The organism is Halonatronum saccharophilum DSM 13868 (assembly GCF_000517025.1).
Taxonomy (GTDB): domain Bacteria; phylum Bacillota; class Halanaerobiia; order Halobacteroidales; family Halobacteroidaceae; genus Halonatronum; species Halonatronum saccharophilum.
Genome location: NZ_KI912095.1, coordinates 304,280 through 320,637, shown reverse-complemented (window position 1 = coordinate 320,637; position 16,358 = coordinate 304,280). Strand labels below are relative to the sequence as shown.

Genomic DNA, 16,358 nt, shown 5'->3' with positions numbered 1-16,358 from the left:
ATAATGAATAGAGCAGCTGTTTTAGATATGCTTATCAGGGCTAGAGAGGATCTAAAGGGATTTGATGCTACAGTTAGATCTGTAAGAGGTCTTGATAGAGAAATGAGGGGTTTAGCTAGATCTGTCGAAGCCCAAAGCCGTAAGATGATGGCTTCTATTGAGAAGATGCGTAAGTCTTGGATGAAGGTTAATAATGCTTTAAAGACTGTTCGTAATTCAGCATTGGCCCTATTTAGCATTATAGTAGCTAAGAATTCAATCCCAATAAAGCTTTATGCTGATTTGGAGAGGGAATTATCTAATGTTAATACTCTACTTAATCTATCTAGAGAAGAGCTAAAGCAATATGAAGAAGGTTTAATGTCCTTATCTAATCAAACGGGTAAATCAGCTGTAGAGTTAAGCCAAGGGTTATATGATGTAGTAAGTGCAGGTGTATCAGCTGGTAATTCTTTAGGTGTATTAGAACAGGCTACCAAGGCAGCCCAAGCGGGCCAAACCCAAGTTAATACTGCAGTTAGAGCTGGTATATCGACTATTAATGCTTATGGAATGTCTATAACAGAGTTAAATGATGTTTATGATATTCAATTTAATACTGTTAAGAATGGTATTATCACTTATGAGCAGTTGGCTAGTAATATGGGTAAGTTGATTCCATCTGCTGCTAGGTTAGATGAAGAGTTGGCTAACGTATATGGATCTCTTGCTTTCTTGACCCAACAAGGCCAAAGTGCTGATCAAGCTAGCACATCACTTGCTAGGGCTTTTGATGAATTATCTTCAAGAGCAAGTGATATATCAGATGAGTTAGGGATAAATGTTTTTGATGAAGTTGGAGAATTTAGGGGACTTCCTGCAGTTATGGAAGAGATGAGCGAAGCTCTAAGAGATTATTCTACAGAAGAACAACAAGCAAGATTGCAAGCAATAGGTTTTGGCGAACAGGCAGCAAGAGCAATAACACCTGCTATCCAAAACTATGAACAATTTGAAGAGATAATTAATGATGTTGCAGACTCTACAGGATCTATGGATGAAGCACATCAAAGAGCAGTAGATAATATTTATCATCAAGCTAATCAATTAAGGCAGATTGTAATCAATAATGCTAGAGCTTTTGGTTCAGCCTTTGAAGAAGAGGTATTAATGATAATTGATAGATTAAAGGAATGGGCCAACGCTACAGGACAATTGGTACAAGAGAATCAAGAAGCGATAAAGACGGTAATCTTGTTTGCTGCTAGATTGGCTGGAACTGTTGCAGTTATAGCTACTGTTGCTAGCGCTATAATGATGTTGTTAACCCCCCTAGGGTTAGTTGGCACAGGAATAGCTATTTTGTATGCATCTTGGAGATTAAATCTCTTTGGAATGAGAGAAATAACTCAGGAAGTAATAGATGATATAAAAGCGATATGGGAGTCTTTTAAAGAAAGCAATATAGCACAGTTAGTAATAGAGTTTGTAGGAGAGACCTGGGAAGCGATTCAAGAAGGCGATTTAACCACAATATTACAACAAGCAACTAAATTGGCGATAGGATTAAAGTTAACTTCGGGTGCAATAGCAGGGTTTAAAAGTGCTTTGATAGGTGCGAGTGCATTGTTTGGAAAAGCTGTATCTCCTTATACTTTAGCTGCAGTATCTTTGGCGGTTCATTTAAGGGAAGCGCAAGGAGAAGAAGATTTTAGAGCCTTTGGTGCTAATATGGCTGTTGCATTAGCGGCAGGTTTAGGAATAGGTATGTTTACTGGAAGTCCTCATGCAGGTGCATTGGCATTTACTGTTGTACTTAATTTAAGGATTGGTGAAAGAATAGATGACAAGATAAATGAGATAAGAGATAATATGGCAAGAAATATAGAAACATCAGGTTTTAGAATGGAAATGCAACATTATAATAATACTATGAGAGAAGTGATGCCTTGGCGCTATAGAGAATATGAAGTTGGAGGATATACAGGTGATGATATTCCAATTAATGAAGTTGCAGGTGTGGTGCATGGTGGTGAATGGGTTGCTCCTGCATGGATGGTGCAAGATTCTGGATATGGTTCTATAATTCAAGAACTAGAAAGAAAGAGGCAAGGGTTTAAAGATGGTGGTTATGTAGGTTCTAACTTATCTACACTACAAGATTCAGGTCTTGATAATACTGCTTTATATGGAATATTAGAAAATCTCGCCAAGATAGCCCATGATACAGAAGAGTTTGCAGAGATAGTCAATGTTATAGCTTCTGTTAATGATCTTAAAGTTGGATTTGAAGAGCAGATTAACAAAATTCAATCTGAAGCTAAAGAAATTGAAGAAGAACATCTTAATTTGTTAGATGAAATAAAAAATGGTCAGGATAATCAGACCCAGACGTTGGCCCAAGAATTATCTAATTTGGCAAGTAACTTCTCTGGCTTTGCTAGTCAAATGCAACAAGCTACAGGTAATGAAAGTTGGGGATTAGCTAATAACTTATTAGGCTCAGCTCAACAAGGATATCAAGGTTTTCAAGCGGCAAAAGGCGCTAGTAGTGCTTTGGGTATGGCAAGTGGTGCTTTAGGTGTAGCAGGAGCAGGAGTTATGGCTTATAATGCTATTTCATCTTGGAGTGATAGGAGAAACCAAGCAGAAAGGGATAAGTTTGATGAAGCTAATGAATTAGCTAGAGAGCAAGTAGAGATAATGAAGAGAATTAGCCAAAATACAGCTCAAACTGCTAACAATATAATAAAGATGACAGCTAGTCATTCAACTATGTCCAACATTAGAACAGGTGAAGATTTTTTAGAAGGACATCTTAAATTAGTTAAAGAAAATAGACCAGATTTTATAGACGAAATATCTGTTTATACTAACAGAAGCAGAGACTACTGGTCTTCTAAATCTGAAACTGGTCACTATGGAATACATGATTTCTTAGAAACCGCTGGATATGATATGAGCCGTTGGTCTGATGTAGATTCTATGTCTTTTGACGAATTAAAAGAGTTTAATAAAGTAGTCCAAGATGTAACAGACGAAGAAATTAGAAAAGTAGCAGTTGATGTGGCAGGTACGAGTAGTCGGTTGAGAGACAGACATACAGACCATAATTTTGATGAGTTTCAAGAGCAGTTAGATGAATACGTGCAGATGGTTAAAGATTTAGAAGAAGCAAGCCAAACATTCCAACAGTCAGTAAGATATGAGTCCTTTGAAAGTGTTGAATGGGTGGAAGAATCAGCAGCATTAGAGCAATACCGAGAACAGTTAGAGCAGTTATATGTTACAGCAGGCAGAGATCCTAATGACTATGCTGAGGATATTGAAAGTAAAATTGAACAATATGCAGAAGATTTTGAAGATGGAGGAAAGAGAATAGTTGTTGCAATGCAAGATGTAAGAAGCAGTTTTGTAGATTCTTTTGCAGATGGAAGTAGTTTATTTGAATCTTTCGCAATAGGCATAGGTCAATCATTTACTACGCTCTCCAGGGATATTTCTCAAATTATGTATGACAACGTAATTGGGGAAGAGGATGGGCTAGATGATAGATTTAATGTTTTATTTGGAGAAGCAGCTGATTCTTTAGCAAAATATGGTGGTGATAATCCAGTAACCCATATTGATGACTTTTTTGCTGATAGTAATGAATATGACTCACTATTGAAAGATATGGAGACTCTGAGAGAAGAAACTGAAACAATGGATATTCTTTGGGATTCAATAAGAGAAGATATGGAGGAAATAGGATATACATCTGATGAGATTGATTTAGTGATTCCATTAACTGAAGCAGAGAGACAAGCAAGGGAGTTAGCTGATACTGTATCTAATTCATTATCTAGTGCTATGAGAACGGGATTTGAATCAGGTTCTTATTATGATTTTACTAGGTCAATGGGCCAATCAATTTATGATGAAATTACCAATAGTATGTTTAATGCTTTTGCAGATTCTCAAGTATATCAAGAAATGTTTAGTGATTATTTTGACTTTGATTCAGAAGAGTTCCAAAAAGAGATAGAAGGTATGAATGACCAAGAAGTATTTGAACTTATGATGGAGAGAGATAAAGACTTACGAGAACAAATTAAATCTTGGGGCTATGCTATTGATCAAGATAGGGTTCCACAAGGGGAAGAGTCTTCGAACAATGGTGGATCTGATTATTATAGCGGAGCCAGTGTAAGTGGGGAAGAAGCTACTATTATCAATCAAAAGTTTATTTTTGCTCCAAATATCGATAATTTATATGGAGAGAATCAAACAGAATTATTTGATAGATTTTTAGAGTGGAAGGAAGAGCAGGAAGAGAAGCAGGCTTAAGGTCTGCTTCTCTTTTTAATTGAGGAGGTGGATTGTGGATTATGCCTTTTATAGAGGTTAGCAATAAGTTTAAGGATAATAGTAAGGATTTCAAATATATAAATGACCATAGAGTATCGATTATTAACATTACTAAGAATAAAGATATTACTGATTATATTAGTTCTGATACCATTAATCAAAGCAATGAAGAGAAGTCTAAACAAGGAAAAAGTTCAACCAATACCCTTGAGTTTAAGGTAGATCTAGATCGATATGAGAGTTTGGAGATAGAGGAGGTAATAGAAGAGGGAGATTTGATTCAACTTATAGATTCTTTTGCTGGAGAAGAGATTACTCTTTTTACTGGCTTTGTAAAAGGGGCGAAAGCTACTCACAAGAATATTGAGCATTCTTTTGATATTAAGGTCTATGATAAGCTCTTTAATGGAATAAGAGGGAAGTTTAATGAAGATGAAGTATTGGTGGCTAAGTATGTATGTAATGGTGATGATAAAAGTAATTCGTTGGCCCATATTTTAGCCTACAAGATGGGTTTTGGTGATGAAGAACTTAACTTTGATGATGTTAAAGGAGCAGAAGGAAATCATTTAATTACTCATTATATCTACTGGGAAAAAGATAAAAAGATATTAGCAGAGTTTACCGAGTTGGTGGATGCAGTCTGTGGTAAGTTGTTTGTAGATCATCAAGGTAAGCTGACTTTTATGACCCCTTTTCATAATGAGATAGAGGAAGATATAGAATATAAGATTGACCAGAATGTTAAAAAGCAGATTCAAGCAGAGCCAATGGAAGCTCAATATGATAAGGTGGTAGTTAATTATTCTCAGTTTAGAATTGAAGAAGAGCAGGTAATCTGGCAACTAATGGGCCAACACTACCAGGAGGATTTAGATTTAGCTAACTTTGAAATAGTACCAAGTGATGAAGAATGGACTAACTGGCTTAAGTTTTCTTATGTTACACCAATCTGTATCGATATTATAGATGAGGTAGAAAAGTTATTTGAAGATAAGGATGGTAAGCAGATAGAGGTAGAATATCAGCTTGAGTATGATCGTACTGGAGGAAAGATAAGATTTAAACCTGCAAAAGATGATTTTATCTATATAAGAAGGTTTAAGATGTATGGGAAGCCTTTGGCTAAGATAGATGGCAATCAAGTAAGTTATACGGAAAGGGATTACGTTGATAATGAATTGACTATAGACAATAAGTATATTCAAACTCTTCAATTAGCAGGATTAAATGCCCAATATTCATATCATTTTAATTGTAGGGATAGGGTTAAGTATAAATTTGATACCTATCTAAGCACCTTTATTCAGTTAAATAATATAGTTGAGCTAGATACTATAGATATAAAAGATAGTGGTGTAGTAAACAGGTTTAGCCATAATTTTAAGGGGAAGAAGACTTCCTTGGAGTTGATTAAGTACCTTCCTTATCAATTCGATAATTCTTTAGTTGATACGGTGCAGGCTGATGGGTCAGATTTAGATGCTATAGTAAGGCTAGACCAGATTCGCAGAAATGCAGTTACTAAGTATAATACTCCGCCGTTGGCCCCAGAGAATTTAGAATATAATTTAAGTGAGGGTAAGGTAGAAGTTACTTGGGATGAGGTCAAGCGTGAAGATATAAAAGGTTATTATATTTATATAGAGTCGGAGGTTGGTGGATCTAAGAAGTTTGTACCAGCTAACTTGGCAGAGTTTAATGTGAAGGGTGGGTTGGAGTATTCAATACAGGTATCAGCTGTAACCTTTAATGATATAGAAAGTCAAAAGTCTGATTCTATTACAGTTATTTATCCACTTCCTCAAAAGGCTGATTTCATAGAAAGTGCCTGTAGATTTAGAAATAACATTTTTTTAAGGTGGAGTTCTCCGCAAGAGGAGGGCAATAAGGTATATGAGGTAAGATTAGATGATAATTTCGGAGAAGAAGAAGGTTTAGTTTATCTTGGCAGCTCCAAGAGTTGCACCTTTAATGACATAAGGAACAGGGAATATACTTTTTATATTAAATCTTTTAGTGCAGTTGGTTATTCAGAAGAGACTGGAATAATTACATTAGAGAACCCTGTACCTGGTCAACCGTTGGCCCCAGATGCCTCAACCTTCTTTGAAAAAATAATAGTAGAGGTTAATCCCTTAAATGATCCAACAATTAATGGTTACTATCTCTATCTTAAAAAAGAGGGCGAGGAAGAGAAAAGATATAATATAGAAAAGTTAGATAAATACGAGTTTGCAGCTGTTCCTGAGGAAGAATATCAAATAAGAGTATCAGCTTATGATGTCTTGGGAGAAGGTGAGAAGTCTGATCCTGTATCAATTACTGTAGACAGCCTTCATATACCAGATGAGGCGATAAATGAATCAAAGTTAACTGAATCGTTAAGAGGTGAGATTGCTAAGATACCAGGTATTGAATCAGACTTAGAAAGTATAGGAGAAATTCCTGAGAATATAGAGCAAAGAATTGAAAGTGCTGAGAATGATTTATCTGATGCCAAAGAGAGATTAGAAGGAGTAGAAGAAACCGTATCTGAAAATTCTACTAGTATAGAGAAGTTGGATGGAGAGATTAAATCTAAGGTATCTCAAACTGAATTAGATGCCGTAGAAGGTAGGGTTAGCAAAGCTGAGACTACTATAACTCAACAAGCAAGTCTTATAGAAAGTAAAGTAGAACAAGAGGACTTTGATACCTTAGAAGGTACAGTGTCTAGTCAAGGGACTAGGATAGCTCAAACTGAGACTAGTATTGAATCGAAAGCAGAGCAATCAGAAGTGGACACAATAAGTGGGAACGTTTCTACTAATACCTCTGATATAAATCAAAATGCTAATAATATATCCACAACTGTACAGAGATTAGATGGTCACGATAGCGATATCAGTCAAATCAATCAAAGAGCAGATGAAATCACCTCTACTGTTCAAAAGGTTAATCAAAGGGCTAATCAATCAAGTATAGTAAAGCCAGAAGGGGGTACTTTATTTCATTTTGATAAGCATTTGAATAGTACTGATGGTGTTGAACCCGTAGGCGCTCCTGTAGCAACTATAAGACCAAATGAAGGTAGATTTGGTGGAGCAGTAGCAGTAGAAGAAGGTACAGAAAATTTAATTTACACAGAGGGATTATCTACTAATGGTGCTATTGTGGATGAAAAGGACTATGATATATTACCAGCCGGGTTACCTTTGATGGTTGATGATATAAAAGATGCGATTTACACTACATCTAATTGGGGCAATTTATTAAATTTACCTGATTTGATTTTAAAAGATGGTGAAAGTTTCACCTTAAGTTGTTGGGCTTATTTTGAAGAAGACTGTGTTCAGAACAGACTTTCTATTTATGCTTGGGGTGGTGGTAGTAATGGGACAATAATAGCAAGAGAACATTATCCTAGGGGAAAATGGACTAAAGTTAAATTGACAGTAAACAATGATAGTGGAGGAACTAAGGGATATTATAATAGTTTTAGATTTGAACCTGGGAGGTTATATACTAGTGGGAGTGATTTAAGACCTAAAGTATTTATACTTAATCCTCAACTAGAAAAGAAACCTTTCGCAACTAGTTTTGTAGATGGGAGTAGGGATAATGGTAGGTTTATATTACCTGCTCAATTATTTAACCCTAGGGAATTGACTTTTGCTTTTTATTATAAACCTCATACCTATTCAGGTAGAAGTTGGGATAGGGTTTATCAAGCAAATACCCTCAGCACTGGCTCTGCAACTTTTAGATGTTATAGAAGAGAGCGAGATGACAGGTTGAGGTTTGAAGCGCCTAATGGAAGTTCTACAGAAAGTATAAATATATATGATACATTCAAAAAGGATGATTTTAATTTCATAGTTATCACTTACAGTCAAGATAAATTTTGTGTTTTTATAGATGGGGAGTATCACGAGAGGGGTATTGACAATCCTTTAATATCATTTGATAGATTTCAATTAGGTCGAGATAGTGGAAACATAGGGAATGCCTTATTTGATGAACTCCTTATTTTGCCTTACGCAGTTGGTGAAGATACTATTAAACAATGGTATGAGTCTCAAGCACCATTTTATGACTCAGAGCAGTCAGAATTACAAGCCACTCAAATTAAGCAATTAGCCAACGAATATACTGTTAAAATCCAAGAACAGTCAAATGGTAAAAAAGTAGCATCAGGTTTTGGACTAGCACTAGAGGATGGAATTAGTGAGTTTGGAGTATTAGCAGATAGATTTAGAATATTTGGCACAGAGGATGATGGAGAAGGCCAAGCAGTTTTTGCTCTTGATACTCAAAGTAATAAGCTTTATCTTCTTGCAGATCTAATTGCAGATGGAAGTATTACGTCTGATAAATTAAGGGCAGAGAGTATTGAAGCTATGGAGGTAGAGTTTAAGAATGCTAAAATATCAGGAGAAGTATTAATAGATACTATTGGCGAAGGTGCAGAAGCCCATTCAGATGATTCAATGGCTATTGGTAGAGAGGCTAAAGCTACAGGAAGAAATTCTTTGGCTTTAGGTAGACACTCCAAGGCAGAGGGTAGTGATTCAGTAGCCATAGGGGGAAGCGTTACAGAAGATGGAGATTATATTGAGACTACAACTGGTGCTGGTTCTGTTGCTGTTGGATATAATGCTCAAGCTTTAGGAATTTTTTCTCTTGGCTTAGGTTCTGGAGCTAGGGCCAACAATATAGCAGGTATAGCTTTAATGGGAAATTGTATAGGAGATGATGCTATAGCGATAGGCTGGGACTCTATGTCAGCAGCCGATAGCATTGCCCTGGGTGAAGGTGCGAGAGCGTTGGCCCATAGGTCTATCGCAGTGGGTAATTGGAGCGAAGGAGGCTTGGATAGTATTGCTCTAGGAATTAACTCTAAAGCTTCGAGTATTAACAGTATTGCTATTGGAGTTGGAGCAGATACTGATTTCAACCAAAATGCAGTAGTTATCGGTAAGGGAGCAAAAGCAGAAAATCGTGATGAATTTGTGTTAGGTAATTCTAATCATAAGGTTGTGGTTCCAGGGGTATTTAGTGTTGAAAGAGGTAATAAAAGACATTTCTTTGCTAAACGAATAAGCAACATGAATGAAAGCAATGGAAGTGGGGTTTATATTCTCTGCAAGGCAGGTGGAGGAAATAATGAAGTTATTGGTACGATTTATGGACAGAGAAGTAGTGGTTATTTTGTGTTTCACAAGGTGGATATTTGCTATTCATCTTCATCTTCTGGTAATAGTGGTTATAATGCTAGTTTAGAGATTACTCAAGGAACTCGAAGGAGTATTGACTGGAGATTAGTTGAAATTAATGTAGGAGGAGAACCTCACATTGGATTGTGGTATCAAACTACAGATTCTAATCTATCTTCACAGATGTTCTTTACGGGATACATTGTTTCTGATAATGAATCAGAAGTTTTGAATCATTACGGAAACCTTGGATATTTAAATGAGTTATCCTATAATAATTCTAAAAAAATTATTAAATCGGGTAGTTTTGAGGTTGATGGCCCAAGTGCAATGGTTCCAGTAGGAGGAATGATACAATACACAGCAGGAATGTATAATCCAAATGATTCAGATAAATTTTATCCTTACCACACTAAAAATAATTTAACTTATTACATTCCTAAGGGGTGGCTAGTAGCAAATGGAGGGCCATTACCACAAAATGATTATCCAGAACTTTATAATGTTTATAACCATACTTATGCTAATCACGTAGGAAATTATAATTCTTCTACTCATTTTCCTATTCCAGATCTAAGAGGCCAATTCTTTAGAGGTTTGGATATGGGAAGAGGCATTGATCCTGAGGATGGATTGATTGGTGCATTCTCACCAAGAAATGTTGGAGATAGGCAGCTAGATGGATTTCAAGAACATAGACATCTAACAGGGGTTAGGATCTCGAGGTCGTACTCTAGGGATATAGAAGCTTATACATCTCAAGGGAGAACACATGTTGGTCGTAGTAACAGAGCGAGATACTCTACTGACAATTCTGATGTTTCAGAAGGTTACACTTCTATGGATGGATATTCGGAAACCAGACCTCAAAATATTGCTATAATCCCGTTAATCAAATATTAAAGAGGTGATATTATGAAAGTATATTATTTTGACAAGGCAACCAAGGAATTAACAGGTATAGGAGAAGCCAACATTTCTCCTGCTAACCCTTCTAAATTCCTAATCCCAGCTAATGCTACTGATGTTCCTCCTCCTGACTGCGAGAAGGGAGAAGTAGTAATTTTTAATCAAGAGGAGAATCAATGGGAAATCAAGGTCGATTATAGGGGCCAACGTTTTTGGGATAAAGATGGCAATAAAATAACGATTACAGATTTGGGTACGGAAATAGAAGAAGGCTGGTATTCTAGTAAACCACAGTTTTTAATTGATAGTGAAGAGAAGGAAAAAAAGAAACAAGAGATTAAATCTTCAATAAATCATCTAGAGGAGTTACTAGAACAAAGGAAGCAAAATTATGTATCTTTAATGATAGATAATGAAGCAGAAGAAATGGCAGAGGTTAAAGAAGAGATAACTGAGATCAGAAAGGAGTTGAGTAAGCTTTATGAAGAGTTATCCGAGTAGGTGCAAAAATTGTGGAAGGAAATTAGAAAATGATATTTGTCCGAATTGCAATTGGAGGGAGGTGACTTATGAATGAGGAGTTATTGTTAAGATATTTAAGAGGATTAGTTAGTGCAGTAGGGACAATTCTGGCTTATTTTTTAGGCGGATGGGACGGGACGGTTATTGCTTTAGCAACTTTTGTAGTTATTGATTATATTACTGGGCTAATAGCTGCATTCATTAATCAAGAAGTTAGTAGCGAAGTGGGATGGATTGGGATATTGAGAAAGGTTGGAATATTTACTGCTGTATCGATCGCGCATTTAGTTGATGGAGCAATTAATATAGATCAGCCTATCTTAAGAACAGTCACAATAATGTTTTATATTTCAAATGAGAGTTTGAGTGCGTTAGAGAACCTAGCTGAAGCTGGTGTAGATATTCCTCCATTTCTAAAAAAAGCACTGATACAATTGAAAAAAGATTCTAGCAAAAGCACCTAAAAGGTGTCTTTTTTATTTTTTGGAAGGGGGTGATATTTTGTTAAAGTATAATTCTGATCAGATGATATATAGCGATAAAGTCAAGAAGGTGCAGCAAGCTCTTGGGATAAAGGTTGATGGTTGGTTTGGAAAACAGACTCATAAAGCAGTAGTGGGTTTTCAAAGAAAAAAAGGATTGATAGTAGATGGGATAGTTGGCCCGCAAACTTATAAAGCTTTGTTTTCTTCTGAAGAAGTAATAATAGAGATTGACAGAACAGAGATGACTAACGAAAGCACTATGGGTATGTTGAAGGTTGATGGTGATTTAGTAGGTTATACCTTAGAGCTGCCCTGGGAGGATAATAAAAGAAGAAAGAGCTGTATTCTAGCGGGCCAATATAAAGCCTTTATCAGGGATAAATCTACAAGTAGGTGGAATTACAATGTTATTCAACTAAGAAATGTACCTAATCGCAATGCCATTCAAATTCACAGAGGGAACAAAATTTCTCATACTAAAGGGTGTATCTTGATTGGAAAGACCAAAGGGGATAATGTTGTTTGGCAGAGTAAAGCAGCTATGGATGAGCTGATGGATAAGGTCAAAGGTTGCAATAAGATTATTGTGAAAATAAAATAATAAGAATGGAGTGACTATTAATGAGGAAGTTTGTGATTGAAGTTTTAGCTAGTTTGGTAAAAGGAATATTAGAAGGCATAGCACAAAATTTATGGGATGAGACCTGGGATCAGATAGTTTTAGCTGTAGCTTATGCTGAAGATAAATGGGAAGAAAGTGGTCGAGGAGAGAAGAAGAAGCAATGGGTGCTTGAGCATGTAATGGAGTATGTTGAGGAAAAAGCAGAGTTAAACTGGATTAAGAGAAGGCTGGTCAGTTTATTTATAAGCAGAGTGGTTGATGCAATAATCGATGAGTTGAATGAGACCATGGGCCAAAACTGGGTTGATTATGTAGAGGCCTTAGAGAACAATATAGCAGATAGGTTTGCTTTTATAAATTAAAATGGGATCTCCTGGGGCGTTGGCCCTGGGAGATTTTTTGTTTATTTATAGAAAAAATAAAAATAAAGAAGGAGTTTTCTTTTTTTTGTTTAAGTACTCAAGTTAAGAGAGTATAAATTGTTAATATAAGTTTTTTGTGGTGAGAGATTAAAACAATCGGTATATAGTTATATATTTTATAATTATAAGTAATTTTTGGAATAATTATGAATAAAATTATAATTAAGAGGGTAGGATAGCAATGAAGCAAAGTATTATGGAATTGCAAAGTATGAATTGTTTTGAACATCAAGTAATTGGCTATCATGGAAGCAAACAAAATAATATAAAAGAAATATTAAGGTGTGGTAAATTTCGACTTTCAGACCATGATAATGAGTGGTTAGGAAAAGGTGTTTATTTTTTGAAAGAGACATTTATCAAGCAATAAATTGGTGTGCTAGAGCAAGACAGTATAATAATTGGTCTGTAATAGAAGCATTAATTGATGTTGAAAATTTAATTGATTTAACTTTAACAGAACATTATGACAAAGTTGATAAACTTTTTGAAATTTTAGAAGATAAATTTGAAAATGATATAAATAGATCTAAAAAACTTACTCGCAAAGAGTTATTTGATATACTTTACAGTATAAATCAATATGATGGAATAAGAAGTTACTTTAAAGTTCCAAAGGGAGGCTGTATAGGGAAAAAAGTTGCTTCTCATATTAAGAGAGTCCATGTGCAACTTTGTGTCAGGAATCATGACTGTATAATTTGTTTTGAGGAGGTTGATAAAGGTGAATATTAATAAATATTTCGATGAAACTAAAGAAAAAATTGATAATATGTCTGCTGAAGAATTTTTATCTGTATTAGAAGAGGCTGGGATAGAGGGTTGTTCTCTTAAGCACAATAGTCATACAATTTATAAATTTGAAGAAAATAAAACTGGAGGAAATACAAATAAATTTTATAAATTTGAAAAGAAATTAAAAAAAGAATCATTTATTTTTTTAGGTTCTTCTAAAACAACTAGTATGTTTGATAGAGGAAAAATTAATGATAAAAAGATTGATTACAAAGATTTTAAAAGTGGAAATAAAGTTTTGGATAAATCAATATTAGGAGTTGCATAATTAATGAATAAGGAATTTTTAAGTAATTTTTATTTTGATGATTATTCTATAGATGATATAGAATTTAATTTAAATCATGATTTTGAAAATGAAGGAATACAGGTTAAGGCTGATACTGAAGTTGAAGTATCAAAGAAGGAAGATGAAAATAAGGGGTTAGTTAAAATAACTATTTTAATTTGGGATAATGCTAATAAAGAAAATTATCCTTTTAGGTTAAAAATTAGTATCATAGGACAGTTTTCTGCTGATTGTGCTATGGAAGAAAATCAATTTCATGAAATGTGTAGATATAATGGAAGTGCAATATTATTACCTTTTTTGAGATCTGCTATAACTGACATAACTAAGGTAGCTAATGTAACTCCTTTGATTTTACCTTTAATTAATGTGCAAAACTTATTGGATGAAAGTGACTAAATTTATGAGGTTTAAGAAAAAATAACCAAAATTATATTTATTAAAATGTCCTAGAGCCAACACTCTAGGACATTTTATTTGTTAAAAAGATAATCATTGAAATAAGAAAAGTTGAAATTATAAATTGTTTTTGATTAATTATTTTTTTAGTTAAAAAGGAGGATACAGTAGTGAGTGATCATCAAAGTTCAGAAGAATTGAATAAAATATTAAAAAAAGAAGTTATTAAAGGGGCTAACTTAATTTACAAAAACGGATGGGCTATAAGTCCTAATTTAGACCCTTTTTGGTTAGCGTTTTTAGGGGGTGGAGAAGGGGTTGAATATAGAAATAAGAATGGGAAAGAAATGAGTTTAAATAAAGGGGTGGATGATTATATCTGTTATATGTTTAGGAAAGATGATTTCATGAGATTAAAAAAACTTATAAAAAGTTGGGATTTGGGACTATATAATTTACGAGATCAAATTTGGGAGGAATGTTTAAGTGGGCATTTAGAGGGGTTTTTTATATTATCTTCCTCAACATTAGCTTTGCAAATTGAGGGGGTCTTAAAAGAAGCTAATAAACAAATTTCTTTTCATAATCGCACTAAGAAAGGTTTTGGTCCGTTGTGTACAAGCTTTTTAACTTATGTGATAAATGAATTTAATTATGAAGTTAATGGTATTGCTGAGGTATTAACTAAATCCTTTAAAGAAAATTTACAATTTGTTGTTAAGGGAACTCATAAAATTATTGATGAATCAATTTTCAACTCTAAAATTAACAGACATTATATTGCTCATGGAAATATTATTTCTTCATCTGAAACCTTATCTCTAAAAGCTTTTATTTTACTAGATTTGATTCATTTCTTTTTGAAATTATTGATAGGGAGGTAGGAAAATGGCTGAATTTTTAACTACTGTTGCTACATCATATCAAATAGAAAATATAATTAAAGATGCAGAGGAGTGCTTGATATTAATTAGTCCTTATTTAAAAATAAATAACACATTGTACGAAAGATTATTGGATGCTGATAAAAGAGGTGTTATTATAACTCTTATATACGGAAAGAAAGAAATATCCAATAGCGAAAAAGAAAAGTTGAAAAAAATTTGTAATTTAAATCTTCATTATATTAGTAATCTTCATGCTAAATGTTATTGCAATGAAAATAAAGCGATAATTAGTTCTATGAATTTATATGAGTTTTCTGAAAGGAACAATAGAGAGATGAGCATTTTAATAAATAGATTTAAGGAAAGAAAATTATATAAAGAGATTTCAAATGAAATTGAATCCATAAAAAATAATTCAGACATAATAAGAGAAATAAACAGGAATAAGAAAGAAGTAGGTATAAAATCAGGTAGTGATTTAAGTAATTATGATAAAATAAGAATTTTTAATGAAAAATTCAAGAGTTATTTTTGTGAAAAATATTCAGTAAGCAATATAATGCATACTAACGAAGGAATAGATTTAATTGTTTATGATTTTCCTTTTGAAAATGTTAAACTAGAATGTGGTATTATTTTAAAATTTAGTTTTGATTTAAGTCCTGATTTATTAAAAATATTAAAAGATCAATTTAGAGACGAGTTACGTTTGTTGTTGAAGGAATATAGGTGTTATTGGAATGGGTATCGCTATGATATTAGGATATATCCAGATAAGAATAATAAGTTTAGTTTAGCAAATATGAATTCATCAAATGTAGATTCACATATTGAATATTGTATGAATGCTGTAGATATAACGAGGAGATTTTTAATCAAAAATGAATCTTTTTTTAATTAGTTTAACAGTATTAAAAAAATTGATAATAAAATATATTTAGATAAAAAGACTTCCTAGGCCAACAGCCCAGGAAGTCTTTTTATCTTTTACTAATTAAACAATTAACCCTTTTGGGAGTTGTCAGGAGGATTTTTGAAATTAATTATTTTAAAGATTTAATCTTAATATTTAAAGCTTTCTCAAGTTTATTAACGGTTTCTTCAGTTGGATAAACTACTTCTCCGTTTTCATATTTCTTAATTGTAGAATAATCAAGGTTAGCTTGATCGGCTAAGTCATATCTGCTCCAACCATTTAACAACCTATACTTTTTAATCTTTTGAGGCATATTATCCTCTGGAAGATTTTCATATCCCGCCAACCAACCTATATTAACTCCAAGAGCAGAAGTTAATTTTCTGAAAGTAGATATGGTAGGTTTCATTAAATCTCTTTCATATCTGCTGATACTAGTTTCAGCTGCTTTTGATTCTATAGATAAAGTTTTAATATCCCATTCTTTAATTAATCTTGCTTTTTTAATTCTCTGGCCAATAGTATCCTCAGGTAATCTTTCTGGAGGGAGAGGTTTAGGCATTTCAGTATTTATTGATATAGTAT

General features: G+C 33.8%; 12 protein-coding genes. 11 read left to right on the top strand and 1 reads right to left on the bottom strand.

From position 1 onward, the window contains the following. The first annotated feature begins 3 nt into the window (after positions 1-3). The 11 genes from HALSAC_RS0108670 to HALSAC_RS16490 all read left to right on the top strand — a co-directional run bounded on the left by HALSAC_RS0108670 (position 4) and on the right by HALSAC_RS16490 (position 15,758). On the top strand, positions 4-4,308 hold the full coding sequence (locus tag HALSAC_RS0108670) for a phage tail tape measure protein (protein WP_027339931.1): 4,305 nt from the start codon (positions 4-6) through the stop codon (positions 4,306-4,308). Positions 4,309-4,349: 41 nt separating this feature from the next. Then, a complete protein-coding gene (locus HALSAC_RS0108665) occupies positions 4,350-10,430 on the top strand; it encodes a LamG-like jellyroll fold domain-containing protein (protein WP_027339930.1) in 6,081 nt (2,026 codons plus the stop codon). A 12-nt stretch (positions 10,431-10,442) separates the two neighbouring features. Further along, positions 10,443-10,937, top strand: a complete 495-nt coding sequence (locus HALSAC_RS0108660; protein WP_027339929.1) for a hypothetical protein — start codon at positions 10,443-10,445, stop codon at positions 10,935-10,937. Between the two features lie 68 nt (positions 10,938-11,005). Then, positions 11,006-11,422 (top strand): phage holin family protein, encoded by a 417-nt coding sequence (locus HALSAC_RS0108655; RefSeq protein ID WP_027339928.1) that lies wholly within the window; start codon positions 11,006-11,008, stop codon positions 11,420-11,422. Positions 11,423-11,459: 37 nt separating this feature from the next. Then, positions 11,460-12,044, top strand: coding sequence for a DUF5675 family protein (locus HALSAC_RS16495; RefSeq protein ID WP_051412154.1), 585 nt, complete (start codon positions 11,460-11,462; stop codon positions 12,042-12,044). Between the two features lie 20 nt (positions 12,045-12,064). Next, positions 12,065-12,427: a hypothetical protein gene (locus HALSAC_RS0108645; protein ID WP_027339927.1), complete on the top strand. Its 363-nt coding sequence runs from the start codon at positions 12,065-12,067 to the stop codon at positions 12,425-12,427. 378 nt (positions 12,428-12,805) lie between these two features. Further along, on the top strand, positions 12,806-13,222 hold the full coding sequence (locus tag HALSAC_RS0108640) for a hypothetical protein (protein ID WP_027339926.1): 417 nt from the start codon (positions 12,806-12,808) through the stop codon (positions 13,220-13,222). After that, on the top strand, positions 13,212-13,550 hold the full coding sequence (locus HALSAC_RS0108635) for a hypothetical protein (protein ID WP_027339925.1): 339 nt from the start codon (positions 13,212-13,214) through the stop codon (positions 13,548-13,550). The genes HALSAC_RS0108640 and HALSAC_RS0108635 overlap by 11 nt, the downstream gene beginning before the upstream one ends. Before the next feature lie 3 nt (positions 13,551-13,553). Continuing rightward, entirely contained in the window at positions 13,554-13,970 is a 417-nt protein-coding gene (locus tag HALSAC_RS15485) for a protein-export chaperone SecB (protein WP_035571558.1), read from the top strand. Between the two features lie 170 nt (positions 13,971-14,140). After that, a complete protein-coding gene (locus HALSAC_RS0108625) occupies positions 14,141-14,854 on the top strand; it encodes a hypothetical protein (protein WP_027339924.1) in 714 nt (237 codons plus the stop codon). A 4-nt stretch (positions 14,855-14,858) separates the two neighbouring features. Next, the gene (locus tag HALSAC_RS16490; RefSeq protein WP_051412153.1) at positions 14,859-15,758 is read left to right on the top strand and encodes a phospholipase D family protein; all 900 of its coding nucleotides are present in this window, start codon (positions 14,859-14,861) and stop codon (positions 15,756-15,758) included. A 142-nt stretch (positions 15,759-15,900) separates the two neighbouring features. Here HALSAC_RS16490 and HALSAC_RS15475 read toward each other — a convergent pair whose 3' ends face one another. Next, positions 15,901-16,335 (bottom strand): helix-turn-helix domain-containing protein, encoded by a 435-nt coding sequence (locus HALSAC_RS15475; RefSeq protein WP_035571555.1) that lies wholly within the window; start codon positions 16,333-16,335, stop codon positions 15,901-15,903. Positions 16,336-16,358 lie beyond the last annotated feature (23 nt).

What these genes read in the sequence shown, in the direction of transcription:
- HALSAC_RS0108655 (WP_027339928.1), top strand. Translation starts at nt 11,006, where the DNA reads ATGAATGAGGAGTTATTGTTAAGATATTTAAGAGGATTAGTTAGTGCA.
- HALSAC_RS15485 (WP_035571558.1), top strand. Translation starts at nt 13,554, where the DNA reads ATGAATAAGGAATTTTTAAGTAATTTTTATTTTGATGATTATTCTATA.
- HALSAC_RS0108660 (WP_027339929.1), top strand. Translation starts at nt 10,443, where the DNA reads ATGAAAGTATATTATTTTGACAAGGCAACCAAGGAATTAACAGGTATA.
- HALSAC_RS0108645 (WP_027339927.1), top strand. Translation starts at nt 12,065, where the DNA reads ATGAGGAAGTTTGTGATTGAAGTTTTAGCTAGTTTGGTAAAAGGAATA.
- HALSAC_RS15475 (WP_035571555.1), bottom strand. Translation starts at nt 16,335, where the DNA reads ATGCCTAAACCTCTCCCTCCAGAAAGATTACCTGAGGATACTATTGGC.
- HALSAC_RS16490 (WP_051412153.1), top strand. Translation starts at nt 14,859, where the DNA reads ATGGCTGAATTTTTAACTACTGTTGCTACATCATATCAAATAGAAAAT.
- HALSAC_RS0108665 (WP_027339930.1), top strand. Translation starts at nt 4,350, where the DNA reads ATGCCTTTTATAGAGGTTAGCAATAAGTTTAAGGATAATAGTAAGGAT.
- HALSAC_RS0108670 (WP_027339931.1), top strand. Translation starts at nt 4, where the DNA reads ATGAATAGAGCAGCTGTTTTAGATATGCTTATCAGGGCTAGAGAGGAT.